The organism is Thauera sp. K11 (assembly GCF_002354895.1).
In the GTDB taxonomy this organism is placed as follows: domain Bacteria; phylum Pseudomonadota; class Gammaproteobacteria; order Burkholderiales; family Rhodocyclaceae; genus Thauera; species Thauera sinica.
This window is the reverse complement of sequence record NZ_CP023439.1, coordinates 4,920,718-4,935,210: the sequence shown is the minus strand read 5'-3', so window position 1 is coordinate 4,935,210 and position 14,493 is coordinate 4,920,718. Positions and strand designations below refer to the sequence as shown.

Genomic DNA, 14,493 nt, shown 5'->3' with positions numbered 1-14,493 from the left:
ATTGGCCGCACCCGGCGCGGCGGACCGCCGCCTGCGCTACCATCCACCCGCCGGATCGCCGTTCCGTGCGGCGCGCGGACGGCGGTGCGCGGCGGCGCCGGCTCCCTTCCCGACATCGAACCACTGGACCGGAGGCCCCATGGAACTCGACACCTACGTCCGCGCCCTGCCCAAGGCCGAACTGCATCTGCACATCGAAGGCACGCTGGAACCCGAGCTGATGTTCCGGCTCGCCGCACGCAACGGCGTCGCGCTGCCGTGGGCGAGCGTGGAGGAAACCCGCGCCGCCTACGATTTCACCGATCTGCAGAGCTTCCTGGATCTCTACTACGCCGGCGCGGCAGCACTGGTCCACGAGCACGACTTCTTCGATCTGGCGATGGCCTACTTCGCCCGCGCCCATGCCGACGGCGTGGTGCATGCCGAGCTGTTCTTCGACCCGCAGACCCACACCGCGCGCGGCATCGCCTTCGACACCGTGCTGTCGGGCCTGGAACGCGCCTGTCGCGACGCGCATGCGCGCTACGGCATCGGTTCGCGGCTGATCCTGTGCTTCCTGCGCCACCTGAGCGAGGAAGAAGGCTTCGCCGCGCTGGCGCAGGCCATGCCGCACCTCGGGCGCATCCATGGCGTCGGCCTGGATTCGTCGGAGAAGGGCCATCCGCCGTCCAAGTTTGCGCGCCTGTTCGCACGCTGCCGCGAACTCGGCCTGCACGTCGTCGCCCACGCCGGGGAGGAAGGCCCGCCCGCCTACATCGCCGAGGCGCTGGACGTGCTGAAGGCGGAACGCATCGACCACGGCGTGCGCGCCGCCGAAGACCCGGCGCTGATGCAGCGGCTGGCGCACACGCAGGTGCCGCTGACCGTGTGCCCGCTATCCAACGTCAGGCTGCGCGTGTTCCCGACGCTGGCGCAGCACAACCTGAAGACGCTGCTCGACGCCGGGCTGAAGGTGACGATCAATTCCGACGATCCCGCCTATTTCGGCGGCTACGTGGCGAAGAACTACATCGACACCGCAAAGGCGCTCGGACTCACGAAGGCCGACCTGAAACGCATTGCACGCAACAGCCTCGAAGCGGCCTTCGTCGATGACGCCGCGCGCGCACCGTGGCTGGCGCGGCTCGAGTCCCTGCCCGGCTGAGCGGCGCCGCGGTACGACGGCTCATCCTTCCTTCCGGCGCGATGCGGTCTCGGCCCACAGCGCGCGGCCGAAAGTCTTCCACGCCGGCCCGCCGTGGGTCTCCAGGCCGACGTCGGCGCTTTCTTCCATGGTGCGCAGCATCAGATTGGCGAGGCCGAACAGGGTCACCTTCGCATTGAGCCGCTGGTCGTCCGGGTGGGCGGCGGCCGCGTGCACGAGTTCGGGCGTATGCTCCAGCGCTTCGCGCGCGAGCGCGCGCACCTGCGCGTCGTCGCTCCAGTCTATGCCCAGCGCCACGCCCATGCGCTCGATCTCGAGTTCGATGTCATGGGTGGCGTGCTGGTAGTTCTCGAATCCGGCCATTTCCAACCTCGGGAAAAAGATGAATGGTGCGACCCCGGGCGGCGCTTACGACGCCGCCCGGCCGACGAACGGGGCGAACATCGCTTCGACCGCTTCGCGCGGCAGGTCGCGCACGATGAAGACCAGCCGCGAACGGTGGTCGCCGAAGGGCGGCTGGTCCGGCCAGGCCGGCAGGCTGGCCGGCGGATACACCGTATGCTGCACGCACTGCACGACCCGCGGCAACGGATCGCCGGCGACGTCGAGCAGGCCCTTGATCCGCAGGATGCGGTTGCCGTGCAACTGCAGCAACAGACCGAGCGCATCGGAGAATTCGAACCACGGCAGCGGCGCGTCGAAGCGCAGCACGAAACTAGCGACGCCCTCGTCGTGACGGCGCGCCGCCGCCTCCGGTGCGGCATCGGCAGCGGCATGCCGTGCTCCCATGCCCGGCCTGCGCCACTGCGGGGCCGCGTGCGCCGTCTGCCGTGCCTGCACCGCCTCCTCGCCCAGCCAGGCGGCGACGTCCGGCACCTTGCCCGCGGGGTCGTACAAGCCGCAGCCGAAAAAGGCGTCCGCGCCGGCCTCGCCCATGCGGACCTCGATCTGCGCCGCCGCCGGGTTGAGCCCGGCAAGGCGCCGCTTCAGCGCCTCGCGCCCCGCCTCGTCCGCCAGGTCGCACTTGGTGATCAGCAGCCGGTCGGCCATCGCCACCTGGCGCACCGCTTCGCGGTGGGCGCCGAGTTGCTGCAGCGCATGGGTGGCATCCACCGCGGCGATGACGCCGTCGCAGCGGTAGCGCCCGGCGATGAAGGGCTCGGCCATCAGCGTGTGGATGACCGGCGCGGGATCGGCAAGGCCGGTGGTCTCGACCAGCACCCGGCGCGGCGCGGGGATCTCGCGCCGCAGCGCGCGCATGAAGAGCCCTTTCAGCGCGCGCACCAGGTCGCCCTGCACGCTGCAGCAGATGCAGCCGGAATCGAGCACGACGAGGGTCTCGTCGACCTTCTCCAGCAGCCGCGGGTCGAGCAGGTGCGGATCGACGCCGACCGTGCCCAGCTCGTTGACCAGCACGGCGCTGCCCGCGGCCTGCGGCTGGCGCAGCAGGTGATTGAGCAGCGTGGTCTTGCCGGCGCCGAGGAAGCCGGTGAGCAGCGTCACCGGGATGCGCCTGTCCCCGGCGCCGGCGGCCGTCATCGCCGCGCCTACTTCCAGCCGCCGCCCAGCGCCCTGTACAGCGCCACGCGGTTCGACGCTTCGGCCAGGCGCACGCCGATCAGCTCCAGCTCGGCGCCGTACAGCGCGCGCTGCGCGTCGAGCAGGCCGAGGTAGCTGTCCACGCCGGCGCGGTAGCGCGCCTCGGACAGGCGATAGGTCTCCGCCGTGGCGGCGACCAGCCTGCGCCGGGCGTCGAGCTGTTCGGCCACCGTGGCGCGCTCGGCGAGGCTGTCGGCCACTTCGCGGAACGCGCTCTGGATGGCCTTCTCGTATTGCGCCACGTTGATGTCGCGCTGGATCTCGGCGGCGTCGAGGCTGGCCTGCAGGCGGCCGCCCTCGAAGATCGGGATGCGGATCTGCGGCAGGAAGCTCCAGGTGCCCGAGCCACCCTTGAACAGGCCGTCGAGCGAGGCGCTCGCGGTGCCTGCGCCGGCGGTGAGGGTGATGCTCGGGAAGAAGGCGGCGCGCGCGGCGCCGATGCTGGCATTGGCCGCCCGCAGCGCGCGCTCGGCCTGCAGCACGTCGGGCCGGCGCACCAGCACCTCCGACGGCACGCCGGCGGGCAGGTCGGCCACCGTGGTGAGCACGTCGGCCAGTTCGCCCGGCAGCATGCCGGCCGGCACCGGCGCGCCGGCGACCAGCGCGAGCGCATTCTCGTCCTGCGCGACCAGCGCGGTGTAGCGCGCCACGTCGGCGCGCGCGCCCTCGAGCAGGGTCTCGGCCTGGCGCAGGTCGAGCGCCGACACCGCGCCGGCGTCGAAGCTGCGCTTGGTCAGGTCGTAGGACTTCTGCCGCGTCTCATGGGTGCCGCGCGCCAGCGTCAGGCGCTCGCGGTCGGCCGCCAGCGTCAGCCAGGCGTTGGCGACCTCGGCCACCAGCGCGATCTGCGCGCTGCGGCGCGCCTCCTCGGTGGCGAGGTACGCTTCCAGCGCCTGCTCGTTCAGGCTGCGGATGCGGCCGAAGAAATCCAGCTCGTAGGCGGAGAAGCCGAGCGTGGCGCTGTACTGGCGGGTGATGCGCGACTCGCCGCTCATGCTGAGGTCGGCCGGCAGGCGCTGGGCGTTCTCCGAGCCGGTGACGCCGATGGCAGGGAACAGCGCCGCGCGCTGGATGCCGTACTGCGCGCGGGCACGCTCGATGTTGAGCGCGGCCACCCGCAGGTCGCGGTTGTTGGCCAGGGCGAGATCGATCAGCTCGCGCAGCCGCGCGTCGGCAAAGTAGTCGCGCCAGGCCAGCGTGTCGGCCTGCGGCGCGGCGACGGCACCGCTCGCCGGCGCGTTCGGGAAGGCTTCCGGCACCGGCGCCGCCGGGCGCTGATATGCGGGGATCAGCGAGCAGGCACCGGCCAGTGCGGCCGCGAGCACGATCGTCGATGTGCGTAGCCGGGTCATCATTTGAGCTCCTGTGCGGCGGCGGCAGTCGAATCCGCCGGCTTTTCCTTGAAGATGCGCTTGATCACGACGTAGAACAGCGGCACGAAGAAGATGCCCAGCGCCGTGGCGGCGATCGTGCCGCCCAGCACGCCGGTGCCGATCGCGTTCTGGCTGCCGGAACCGGCGCCGGTCGAGATCGCCAGCGGCAGCACGCCGAGGCCGAAGGCGAGCGAGGTCATCAGGATGGGCCGCAGGCGCATGCGCACCGCCTCGAGCGTCGCCGTGACGAGGTCCTTGCCTTCCTGCTCCATCTGCGCCTTGGCGAACTCGACGATCAGGATCGCGTTCTTCGACGACAGGCCGATCGTGGCGAGCAGGCCGACCTGGAAATACACGTCGTTCGACAATCCGCGCCCGGTCGCCGCCAGCAGCGCGCCGAGCACCCCCAGCGGCACCACCAGCATCACCGCGAACGGCACCGACCAGCTCTCGTACAGCGCCGCCAGGCACAGGAACACCACCAGCAGCGACAGCGCGTACAGCGCGGGCGCCTGCGCGCCGGAGCGGCGCTCCTCGTACGAGGTGCCGGTCCATTCGTAGCCGACCCCCGGCGGCAGCTTGGCGATGATCTCCTCGACCGCCTTCATCGCTTCGCCCGAGGACAGCCCGGGAGCCGCCTGGCCGAGGATCTCGACGGCGGACTGGCCGTTGTAGCGCTCCAGGCGCGGCGAACCGTACACCCACTTGGCGGAAGTGAAAGCGGAGAACGGCACCATGTCGCCCGCCTGGTTGCGCACGTACCACTTGCCGAGGTCTTCCGGCGTCATGCGTCCCGGCGCGTCGGCCTGCAGGTAGACCTTCTTGATGCGCCCGCGGTCGATGAAGTCATTCACATAGGTGCCGCCCCAGGCGGTGCTCAGCGTATCGTTGATGTCGGCCACGGTGACGCCGAGCGCGCCGGCCTTGGCGTGGTCGATGTCGAGCTGGTACTCGGGGGTGTCGTCCTGGCCGTTGGGGCGCACGCCCACCAGGCGCTTGTCCTGCGCCGCCATGCCGAGGAACTGGTTGCGCGCGTCGGTCAGCGCCTTGTGGCCGATGCCGGCACGGTCCTGCAACTGCAGGTCGAACCCGTTCGAGGTGCCGAGTTCGATCACCGCCGGCGGCACGAAGGCGAACACCATCGCCTCCTTGATCTGCGAGAACGCCCCCATCGCACGCCCGGCCACCGACTTCACGTCCATGCCGGCCTTCTTGCGCTCGTCCCAGTCCTTCAGGTTGACGAAGCCGATGCCCATGTTCTGGCCGCTGCCGCCGAAGCTGAAGCCGGCGACGGTGAACACCGCGCGTACGGTGTCCTTCTCGTTCTCGAGATAGTGGCGCTCGACCTTCTGCAGCACCTCCACCGTGCGCTCCTGCGTCGCGCCGGCCGGCAGCATGATCTGGTTGAACATCACGCCCTGGTCTTCTTCCGGCAGGAAGGAGGTCGGCATGCGCACGAACAGCAGGCCGAGCACCACGACGATGGCGGCGTAGATCGCCAGGAAGCGCATGCTGCGGCGCAGGATGCCGCCGACCGCCGACTCGTAGCGCTGCGTGCCGCGCGTGAAGTTGAGGTTGAACCAGTGGAAGAAGCCCGAGAACAGGCCGCCCTCTCCGTGTTCGTGGCCCTTTTCCACCCGCTTGAGCAGCGTCGCGCACAGCGCGGGCGTGAACACGATCGCCACCAGCACCGACAGCGCCATCGCCGCCACGATGGTGATCGAGAACTGGCGGTAGATGACGCCGGTCGAGCCGCCGAAGAAAGCCATCGGCACGAACACCGCCGACAGCACCAGGCCGATGCCCACCAGCGCGCCGGTGATCTGGCCCATCGACTTCTTCGTCGCCTCCTTGGGCGGCAGGCCCTCTTCGGTCATCACCCGCTCGACGTTCTCGACCACGACGATGGCGTCGTCCACCAGCAGGCCGATCGCCAGCACGATGCCGAACATCGTCAGGGTGTTGATGGAAAAGCCGAAGGCCGCCATCACCCCGAAGGTGCCGAGCAGCACCACCGGCACGGCGATGGTCGGGATCAGCGTGGCGCGGATGTTCTGCAGGAAGAGGTACATCACCAGGAAGACCAGCGCCACCGCCTCGATCAGCGTCTTGACCACTTCCTGGATGGATATCTTCACGAAGGGCGTGGTGTCGTAAGGCACCACCGCCTTCACCCCGACGGGAAAGTAGCGCTGCATCTCGTCGAGCTTGGTGCGCACCGCCGTGGCGGTGTCGAGCGCGTTGGCCCCCGCCGCCAGCTTGATGCCCACGCCTGCCGCGGGCTGGCCGTTGAAGCGCGCCACGGTGCCGTAGTTCTCAGCGCCGATCTCGATGCGGGCGACGTCCTTCAGGCGCACCTCGCCGCCCTGCCCCGAACTGCGCAGCAGGATCTGCTCGAACTCTTCCACCGTCTGCAGGCGGCTCTGGGCGGTGATCGTGGCGGAGAAGCCCTGCCCCGGCACGGCCGGCGTACCGCCGAGCTGCCCGGCCGACACCTGGGTGTTCTGCGCCAGCAGCGCAGTCCTGACGTCGCTCGGCACGAGCCGGTAGTTGGTCAGCTTGTCCGGATCGAGCCATACGCGCATCGCGTACTGCGCGCCGAACACCTGCACCTCGCCGACGCCGGTGACGCGCGACAGCGGGTCCTGGACGGTGGATACGAGGAAGTCGGCGAGGTCCGCCTGCTGCTGGCTTCCATCCTCCGACACGAAGCCGATCACCATCAGGAAGTTGCGCGCCGACTTCGCCACCTGGACGCCCTGCTGCTGCACGGCCTGCGGCAGCAGCGGCAGCGCGGTCTGCAGCTTGTTCTGCACCTGCACCTGGGCGATGTCGGGATTGGTGTCGGCATCGAAGGTCAGCGTGACCGTCGCATTGCCGTAGGCGTCGCTGGACGAGTTCATGTAGAGCAGGCCGTCGAGGCCGGTCATCTTCTGCTCGATGACCTGCGTGACGGAATCCTCCACCGCCTTCGCCGAGGCGCCGGGATACTTGGCATTGATGGCGACCGCCGGCGGCGCGATCGACGGGTACTGCGACACAGGAAGCTTCAGGATCGACAGCGATCCGAAGAGCATGATGACGATGGCGATGACCCACGCGAAGATGGGCCGGTCGATGAAGAAGCGTGCCATGGCGGGCTACCTCACTTGGCCGCCGCGGCGGCGGCTGGAGCGGCTGGCTCTGCGCCCGCTTCCTGCGCCTGGACTTGGACGCCCGGGCGCACCCGCTGCAGACCTTCGACGATGACACGCTCGCCGTCCGCCAGACCTTCGGTGATCACCCACTTGTCGCCCAGCGACTGGTCGGCCTTGACCGGACGCGCGTCGACCTTGCCGCCGGCATCGACCACCATGACCAGCGCCTGGCCGCGCGGGTCGCGGCTCAGCGCGGCATGCGGCACCAGGAAGGCGTCGCCCTTCGTACCCTGCGACAGCCGGGCGCGCACGTACATGCCCGGCAGCAGTTCGCCCTTGGGATTGGGGAACACCGCCCGCAGCGTGACGCTGCCGGTGCCCTGGTCGACCGAAACCTCCGAAAACGCCAGCTTGCCCTCGGCGCCATACAGCGTGCCGTCCTCCGTCACCAGCCGTACCGGCACGGTGGCGCCGCCGTTGCGCTGCAGCTTGCCCGCCTCGACCTCGCGCCTGAGACGCAGGAGGTCGGCGCTGGACTGCGTCACGTCGACGTAGATGGGATCGAGCTGCTGCACGGTAGCCAGCGCCGTGGCCTGATTGGCGGTCACGAGTGCGCCGGGGGTCACCGACGAACGTCCGATGCGACCCGAGATCGGCGACACCACGCGGGTGAATTCCAGGTCGATGCGCGCCTTGTCCGTCGCCGCGCGCGCGGCGGCGACGTCCGCCTCGGCCTGCTTCAGCGCCGCCACCGCGTCGTCGTTCTGCTGCTTGCTGATCGCCTCGATCTTCACCAGGTCGGCGTAGCGCTGCGCCTTCAGGCGCGCAGTATGGACGTTGGCATCGGCGCGTGCCAGGCTGGCCTTCGCGCTGTCGTAGGCGGCCTGGTAGGTGGACGGGTCGATCTGGTACAGCGACTGGCCGGCCTTGACCTCGCCGCCCTCGGTGAACTGGCGCTGCTTGACGATGCCGGTGACCTGCGGCCGAAGTTCGGCGATCAGATAGGGCGTGGTACGGCCGGGCAGTTCGGTCACCAGCGGCACCGACTCGCTCTTGACCGAAACGACGGTGACCGCCGGTGCTGCCGGCGCGGCGCCGGCCGCCTGGTCGCCCTGCTGGCTGCCGCCGCAACCGGCCAGCAGCAACGCGCCGGCAAGCACAACGACGGCCGGCATGAGCAGGGAAATACGGGAGATCTGCATGATTTGCCTCTCGCGACTGGGGTACAGGGCGGCAACCGCGCACTCATGGCACGCTCAATCCGCAGCCTGATGTTAGAATGGTTAATCTAGATTGAACGCTCATTCTATGCTACCGTTTGTTGCAGTGCAAGGTCGGCAAGACGCCTTTTCCATCACTTCATCATCGTGGTCTCGATGTCCGCAGAACACCGCAACCCTTCCGAACAGCAGCGCGCCGAAGCACGGCGCGAGCAGATCCTGTGCGCCGCCGCGACCTGTTTCCGCGATCGCGGCTTCCATGGCGCGAGCATTGCCCAGATCTCCAAGGCAGCGGGCATGAGCGCCGGCCATATCTACCACTATTTCGACAATAAGGAATCGATCATCGCCGCGATCGTCGAGCGCGATCTCGAATACCTGCTGACCCTGGGTGCGGAGCTGCGCGCGGCCGAGGACACGCGCGAGGCGCTGATCGAACACGTGATCGAGGCGGTGCAGAAGAATCTCGCACCCGAGGAAGCCGGGCTGAAACTGGAAGTGATGGCGGAGGCTGCCCGCAATCCGCACGTGGCGGACATCGTCCGACGTGCCGACGTCGTCTGCCGCGACAGTTTCGCCGCGACGCTGCGCGGCATTCGCCGCGCCAACGGCCTCGGCGACGGGGGCGACGCCGAGATCGACAGCATGATCGAGTTGATCGCCGCGATGTTCGAAGGTCTGATGATCCGCGGCATCCGCAACCCGGGCATGGACCATGCCGCCGTCACCCGCCGCTTCCAAGCCATCCTGCGCGTCGTGCTGAGCCAGCCGGACTGATTCCCGCAAGAAGATGGGCGGCCCTGCAGGGCCGCCCGCAGAAGCATTGCCCGAGGCGCGATCAGGGCTGATGCATCTGCCGCAGGCGCTCGGCCCACGGCGGCCTGCGGGAATCATCGCCCTGATTCCTGTCCGCCTGCTCGCGGTCGCGGTCACGCCGCCAGTCGGTGCGCCTTTCCTGCTCGCGCGGCCTGTCGGCGTCGCGCTGGCGCTGCCGCTCGTTCCCCCCGCCGAGCCGTTCGCCCAGCGCATCGTTCCGACGGTCCCGGTCCCGTTCCCGTGCGCGCTCGCGGTCCATCGCCCGTTCCCGCTCGGCGGCCTGTTCGCGCTGGCGCTCCCGCTCGCGGCGGACCTGCTGTTCGCGCTCCCGCTCGCGATCACGTGCGCGCGCTTCCTCCCGGTCGCGGCGGCGTTCCTCCTCTCTCGCGCGCTCGCGCTGGCGGGCGTTGGCGCGGTCGCGCTCGCGTTCCCACGCGCGCTCGCGTTCGATGCGCTGCTGCAGGCGCCAGCGCTCATGCGGCGGCGCCCAGTAGCCGGGCGTCCAGTCGTAGCCGCGCCCGCCCCGATCCCAGTAGCCGTCGATCCAGATGTAATCGACCGCAGGCGGATAGCCGCGGTATTCGACGCGCGGCGGCGGAGGCGCGACATATACCTCATCGTCGTAATACGGGTCCACCGGTGCCACCACGCAGCCGCCCAATGCCCCGGCGGCAGCCAGGGAAAGTACCCAGATGCGCCATCTCGGGAGTGCGGATTTCATATTCGGTGACCTCGGATCGGAATGAAGGGGCGGCACGCCGGACTCGCCCCACGTGGCTACGATAGGGCAGCCCCGGCGATGCGGCTGTTACGCCGGGTAATCAGTTGTAAAGGGCTGTGTCGCGCCGATGTCCTGCGCATTCTTCACCACGCCCTCCTTGCCGGAAACCGGCAGCCCGCCGGCTTCAAGGAGGCGGCGCGACGCGGTCGAGCAGCGCGTCGAAGGCCGGCAGCAGGCTGGGCCAGGACACCGCGCCGGCGCTGTCCACCGGCAGCGCCGCACCGGGTTCGTCGCCGGCGAGCGGCTCGCGCTGCGCAAGTTGCGCCTCGAGCACCGCGACATCGGCCTCCGAGGCGTCGCCGCCCTGCGCGCTGCGCGCCGCCACCCGCGCGCGCAGCATCGCCTCGGGCGCATCGAAGGCGAGGATCGCGAAGGGTACCTGCAGCCGGCGCGAGAGTTCGGCGAAGGCAGCGCGCTGCGCCCGGCGCAGGAAGGTCGCATCCACCAGCACCGGCCAGCCGGCCCCGATCACGCCGGCGGCCAGTTCCGCCAGCCGCGCATAGGTGCGCCGGCCCGCTTCGGCGCCGTAGATGCCGCCCGGCACCGCGGCGCTGGAATCTTCCGGCGCCAGGCCGAACAGGCGCTTGCGCTCGACGTCGGCGCGCACGCGGATCACGCCGCGCGCCTCGACCAGCCCCTGCGACTGGCTGGTCTTGCCTGAACCCGACACCCCGCTGGCGATCGCCAGGAAGAGCCGCGACGGCACGGCCTGCGCCACCGCGAGCGCAACGTAGGCCCGGCATTCGGCCAGGCAGGCAGCACGCGCCTCGCCGCCGAGCTGGCCGAGGCGGATCGCGGCGACCTTGGCGCGCACCATCGCGCGGTAGGCGATGTAGTAGCGCATCACCTGCAGGCTGTCATAGTCGCCACTGCGCTCCAGCCAGGCGTCGAGGAAGCGCGCGGCGAGATCGGGCCGGCCCCGCCGCTGCAGATCCATGACGAGAAAGGCGACGTCGGCGGCGACGTCGATCCAGCGCAGCCCGGCGCTGAACTCGATGCCGTCGAAGAGCCGCGGTTCGCCTTCGAGCAGGATCAGGTTGCCCAGATGCAGGTCGCCATGGCATTCGCGCACCCGCCCTTCCGCCAGGCGGCGCTCGAACACCGGCTGCAGCCGCGCGAACTGCGCCTCGCTCCAGCGCTCGGCGAGATCCGCCTGCGCCAGCAGTTCCGCGTCGTCGACCCGCTCGCGCAACTGCACGAAGTTCTGCTGCACCGGGAAATGCACCGCCTGCGCATCGCCGAACCCCTCGCCCGGCGCCGCGACGGCGGCCGCGGCGTGGAATCCGGCGACGTGCCGCGCCAGGCGGTCGATGAGTTCGGGCGGCAGCGCCCCCTTCTCCAGTGCGTCGTCCAGCAGCGCCGACTGCGCGAAGCGGCGCATGCGCACCGCGTATTCGATCGCTTCGCCGTCGCCGCCGATGCGCGGCGCATCGACGCTGCCGGTGACCGGCACCACGTCCAGGTACAGCTCCGGCGCGGTGCGCCGGTTCAGCCGCACCTCTTCCTCGCAGGCAGCGCGGCGCTTTTCCAGCGAACTGAAGTCGAGAAAACCGAGATCGAGCGGCTTCTTCAGCTTGTAGGCGAAATCGCCCGCCAGTACCACCGACGAGATGTGGGTCTCGATGCAGGCGATGCCGGCCACGGCATGCGCAAAGGCATCGGGGCGCTGCAGGTTGCGGATCAGGCGCTGGTGGCGTTCGGCGTCGCCTGCGGAAACGATGTTGGTCATGACCCATCCTGGCGCCGCTGCCGGCGCATCGACATGAACGGCCGCCAGTGTCGCAGGGGACGCGGGCGAAGTCGAACCGGCGGCGGACTCGTGCTCCGGACGGGGCTCAGGCGCGCAGCCCCGCCCACCACAGCCGCAGCCTCATCCCCAGTTCGGTGGTGAAGCCCACCGACACCGAGCGGATGCGCCCGTCGCCGCCGATCACCACGATCGCCGGCACGCCGCGCAGGCCGTAGGTGGCCGCGATGCGGCCGTCGGCGTCGATGGCGGTCGGCCATTGCAGGCCGCGTTCGGCCAGCACCTTCGCCACCGCCGCGGCATCACCCGACTGCATCGCCACGGTCAGCACCGGCCAGTCCGCGCGCACGGACTCGACGCCGCGCTGCTGCGCCTTGCAGATGGGGCACCAGTCGGCCCAGAAATACACCGCCACCGGCTGCCCGGGGTGCGCGGCGCGCCACGCGCCGAGACCGCCGCTGCGGCCGTCGGCGAACGGCGCCTCGAACGCGGGAGCCGGCCCGTCGGGCACGTTCCAGCTCTGCCACCACTGGATCGCGATCAGCGCCAGCACGAAGACGGCCAGTTCCCCCAGCCAGCGGCGCCTGCGCTTGCGGGCAGGCGCCGCGCCCGCCGGGCTGGCCTGTGCGTGTTCTTCTGCCGGCATCGGTTCTCGTCTGAATCGGAAGGAATCGAACAGCCCTACGTTGGCGGAGAATGCCCCCGCCTAACGGACCACCACCCAGCGCCGGCCGTCGGCCATGCGCTCGAACAGGCGCCAGCCTCCGCCCTCGCCGCCGCACAGCCCGTAGCGGAACGGAACCTCGTCGCGCCCCGGCGTCAGGAAGCGCAGATCCATGAAGTTCGCGCAGGTACCGCCCCTCCCCTGCTCCACGTGATCCAGCACCGGGAACATCGCGAACCAGCGGTAGAAGGCGAAGTCCTCGGCGTTCCACACCGTCTGCGCGAGCAGGCGCGCGCCGTCGCTGCCGAAACGCTCGCGCACCTCCCAGCGCGCCTGCGCCACCGGCAGGTAGGGCGCCGAGAAGCGGCGGATGAAGTTGTCGCCGGGACCCACCGCCAGCGGCTCGCTGCGCCGGGTGTTGATGTGGGCATAGTGGTAGCGCTCGCCGTCGAACACGATCGCCGTCCAGTTGAACGGCGAGGCCGGCCGCGGCGCCGCATCCACCATCACCACCGGGATGCCGTTCGCGTCGGCATGGGCGCGCGCGGCCTCGATCGCCTCCATGCGCCCCATCCAGCCCACCCCCACCCAGCCGGCCAGCAGCACCAGCGCGACCGCCGCCGGCACCCGGCTGCGCCGCCAGATGGCGCACGCTGCCAGCCCGGCGACGATGATGCCGGTAAAGACCAGGTCGATGATGAAGGTGGTGCCGATGCCGAAGCGCCGATCCGAGAACGGCGCCAGGATCATGGTGCCGAACTGCGTGATCAGGTCGCCCGCGATGTGGATCAGGATACCGCTGCACACCACGAGATAGAAGTCGCGCCACGACGGCGCGCCGCCCGTCCTCCCGCCGCGCCCGAAGAAGCGCGCCAGGAGCCACGCGATCGCCAGCCCCCACAGCGGCAGCAGCACGATGGAATGGGTGACGCCGCGGTGCCCGCGCAGGTAGGCGAGTTCCGACACCCAGCCGAGCACGAAGTCGAGGTCGGGGAAAGTCGCCGCCACCGCGCCCGCAACCACCGCCTGCCACACCAGCGGCAGGTGCCGCGCCGCGTCCGCGGACGCATCGCCCGCGGACGGAACGGCGGCAGACGCGGCGCGGCGGCGCGCAAGCAGGCGGCCAACCAGCGCGCCGGAGAGGGCATGGGTCAGGGTATCCACGGGCGGTTGGAGGAATCGGGCCGGGCTTGGTTCCGCGGCGCTAGCGTCGCGGCGGCCGGCAGTAGCGCTCGATCGCCCGCAGCGACGCCGTACAGGCATGGCGCACCTGTGCCTCGTCGTAGCGGTGCTCGCGCCCCACCGGGCAGGCGTCGCGCGCCACGCAACGCTCGCGGCAGCGCGAATCCGGCCGCAGGCGGTAGTCGACGCATCTTTGCAGCACGAACCCCCGTCCGCCATCGCCTGCGCCGGACAGGCGGCGACGCAGGGCCGCGCGGCACACGACGCGCACGGCGAGGCCGCCCGCAGCGGCGCGGTGGGCGGCAGGCCGGTGTCGGCCAGCAGCGCCGCCCGGTAGCCGAACCACGTTCCCCACTGCGGCAGGATGCCGAGTCTGAACGGCGTCGGCCGGTGCCAGCCGGCCAGTTCGCCGAGCGTCTGCAGGCCGACCGGCCTGTCGCCCGGGTACAGCAGCGTGTAGCGGTGCCCCGGGCATGCCGCGGCAAACCACTGCGCGACCGTGCGCACGCTGAAATCGTCGATCGGATCGTCCGGCGCCGGCCCCGACGCCTGCAGCGCCGTCCACATCGCCCGGCCGGCGTTGCCGATCAGGATGAGCTGGCGGCAGGCATGCGCGGGCGAGAACTCGCGCAGCAGGCCGGCGGCGAGCCCCGCGGGCAGCGCCTCGACGTCGAGGACGGCATGCAGGTTGAGGCCGGCGCGGTCGAGACGGGAGAAATCGGCGGGGGTGGCGTTCATCGGGTTCGGCTTCGGGCCTTCGGTCGGAGTCGGCGGGACGCATGATAGCCGGCCGGCGGCCTGGATGGCGCCGCTCGCCCGGCGGCCGGAAG

At 70.5% G+C, this 14,493-nt stretch carries 11 protein-coding genes; 2 read left to right on the top strand and 9 right to left on the bottom strand.

The window, feature by feature from the left end; genetic code table 11:
- Window positions 1–139: 139 nt before the first annotated feature.
- Window positions 140–1,144: an adenosine deaminase gene (locus CCZ27_RS21550; protein ID WP_096451665.1), complete on the top strand. Its 1,005-nt coding sequence runs from the start codon at window positions 140–142 to the stop codon at window positions 1,142–1,144.
- 21 nt (window positions 1,145–1,165) lie between these two features.
- Here CCZ27_RS21550 and CCZ27_RS21545 read toward each other — a convergent pair whose 3' ends face one another.
- Genes CCZ27_RS21545 through CCZ27_RS21525 form a run of 5 tightly spaced genes read right to left on the bottom strand, consistent with a single transcriptional unit; the run spans window position 1,166 to window position 8,455 of the window.
- Window positions 1,166–1,507, bottom strand: coding sequence for a hypothetical protein (locus tag CCZ27_RS21545; RefSeq protein WP_096451663.1), 342 nt, complete (start codon window positions 1,505–1,507; stop codon window positions 1,166–1,168).
- A 45-nt stretch (window positions 1,508–1,552) separates the two neighbouring features.
- The gene (locus tag CCZ27_RS21540) at window positions 1,553–2,683 is read right to left on the bottom strand and encodes a CobW family GTP-binding protein (protein ID WP_096451661.1); all 1,131 of its coding nucleotides are present in this window, start codon (window positions 2,681–2,683) and stop codon (window positions 1,553–1,555) included.
- An 8-nt stretch (window positions 2,684–2,691) separates the two neighbouring features.
- Window positions 2,692–4,095 (bottom strand): AdeC/AdeK/OprM family multidrug efflux complex outer membrane factor, encoded by a 1,404-nt coding sequence (gene adeC / locus CCZ27_RS21535; RefSeq protein WP_096452880.1) that lies wholly within the window; start codon window positions 4,093–4,095, stop codon window positions 2,692–2,694.
- Window positions 4,095–7,250 carry an efflux RND transporter permease subunit gene (locus CCZ27_RS21530; protein ID WP_096451659.1) on the bottom strand — a complete coding sequence of 1,052 codons (3,156 nt, stop codon included), beginning with the start codon at window positions 7,248–7,250 and terminating at the stop codon, window positions 4,095–4,097. The genes adeC and CCZ27_RS21530 overlap by 1 nt, the downstream gene beginning before the upstream one ends.
- Before the next feature lie 11 nt (window positions 7,251–7,261).
- The gene (locus CCZ27_RS21525; RefSeq protein WP_096451657.1) at window positions 7,262–8,455 is read right to left on the bottom strand and encodes an efflux RND transporter periplasmic adaptor subunit; all 1,194 of its coding nucleotides are present in this window, start codon (window positions 8,453–8,455) and stop codon (window positions 7,262–7,264) included.
- A 174-nt stretch (window positions 8,456–8,629) separates the two neighbouring features.
- Here CCZ27_RS21525 and CCZ27_RS21520 point away from each other — a divergent pair, with 174 nt between their 5' ends.
- Complete coding sequence (locus CCZ27_RS21520) at window positions 8,630–9,250, top strand: TetR/AcrR family transcriptional regulator (RefSeq protein ID WP_096451655.1); 621 nt, start codon at window positions 8,630–8,632, stop codon at window positions 9,248–9,250.
- 61 nt (window positions 9,251–9,311) lie between these two features.
- Here CCZ27_RS21520 and CCZ27_RS21515 read toward each other — a convergent pair whose 3' ends face one another.
- The 4 genes from CCZ27_RS21515 to CCZ27_RS24805 form a co-directional block, all read right to left on the bottom strand.
- Window positions 9,312–10,010 (bottom strand): YXWGXW repeat-containing protein, encoded by a 699-nt coding sequence (locus tag CCZ27_RS21515; protein ID WP_096451653.1) that lies wholly within the window; start codon window positions 10,008–10,010, stop codon window positions 9,312–9,314.
- Between the two features lie 184 nt (window positions 10,011–10,194).
- Window positions 10,195–11,799: a bifunctional aminoglycoside phosphotransferase/ATP-binding protein gene (locus CCZ27_RS21510; protein WP_096451651.1), complete on the bottom strand. Its 1,605-nt coding sequence runs from the start codon at window positions 11,797–11,799 to the stop codon at window positions 10,195–10,197.
- A 106-nt stretch (window positions 11,800–11,905) separates the two neighbouring features.
- Window positions 11,906–12,463: a redoxin domain-containing protein gene (locus CCZ27_RS21505; protein WP_096451649.1), complete on the bottom strand. Its 558-nt coding sequence runs from the start codon at window positions 12,461–12,463 to the stop codon at window positions 11,906–11,908.
- A 60-nt stretch (window positions 12,464–12,523) separates the two neighbouring features.
- Complete coding sequence (locus CCZ27_RS24805) at window positions 12,524–14,401, bottom strand: metal-dependent hydrolase (protein ID WP_232516489.1); 1,878 nt, start codon at window positions 14,399–14,401, stop codon at window positions 12,524–12,526.
- Window positions 14,402–14,493 lie beyond the last annotated feature (92 nt).

Coding starts and splice junctions, on each gene's coding strand:
- CCZ27_RS21550 (WP_096451665.1), top strand. CDS start 140: ATGGAACTCGACACCTACGTCCGCGCCCTGCCCAAGGCCGAACTGCAT.
- CCZ27_RS21545 (WP_096451663.1), bottom strand. CDS start 1,507: ATGGCCGGATTCGAGAACTACCAGCACGCCACCCATGACATCGAACTC.
- CCZ27_RS21540 (WP_096451661.1), bottom strand. CDS start 2,683: ATGACGGCCGCCGGCGCCGGGGACAGGCGCATCCCGGTGACGCTGCTC.
- adeC (WP_096452880.1), bottom strand. CDS start 4,095: ATGACCCGGCTACGCACATCGACGATCGTGCTCGCGGCCGCACTGGCC.
- CCZ27_RS21530 (WP_096451659.1), bottom strand. CDS start 7,250: ATGGCACGCTTCTTCATCGACCGGCCCATCTTCGCGTGGGTCATCGCC.
- CCZ27_RS21525 (WP_096451657.1), bottom strand. CDS start 8,455: ATGCAGATCTCCCGTATTTCCCTGCTCATGCCGGCCGTCGTTGTGCTT.
- CCZ27_RS21520 (WP_096451655.1), top strand. CDS start 8,630: ATGTCCGCAGAACACCGCAACCCTTCCGAACAGCAGCGCGCCGAAGCA.
- CCZ27_RS21515 (WP_096451653.1), bottom strand. CDS start 10,010: ATGAAATCCGCACTCCCGAGATGGCGCATCTGGGTACTTTCCCTGGCT.
- CCZ27_RS21510 (WP_096451651.1), bottom strand. CDS start 11,799: ATGACCAACATCGTTTCCGCAGGCGACGCCGAACGCCACCAGCGCCTG.
- CCZ27_RS21505 (WP_096451649.1), bottom strand. CDS start 12,463: ATGCCGGCAGAAGAACACGCACAGGCCAGCCCGGCGGGCGCGGCGCCT.
- CCZ27_RS24805 (WP_232516489.1), bottom strand. CDS start 14,401: ATGAACGCCACCCCCGCCGATTTCTCCCGTCTCGACCGCGCCGGCCTC.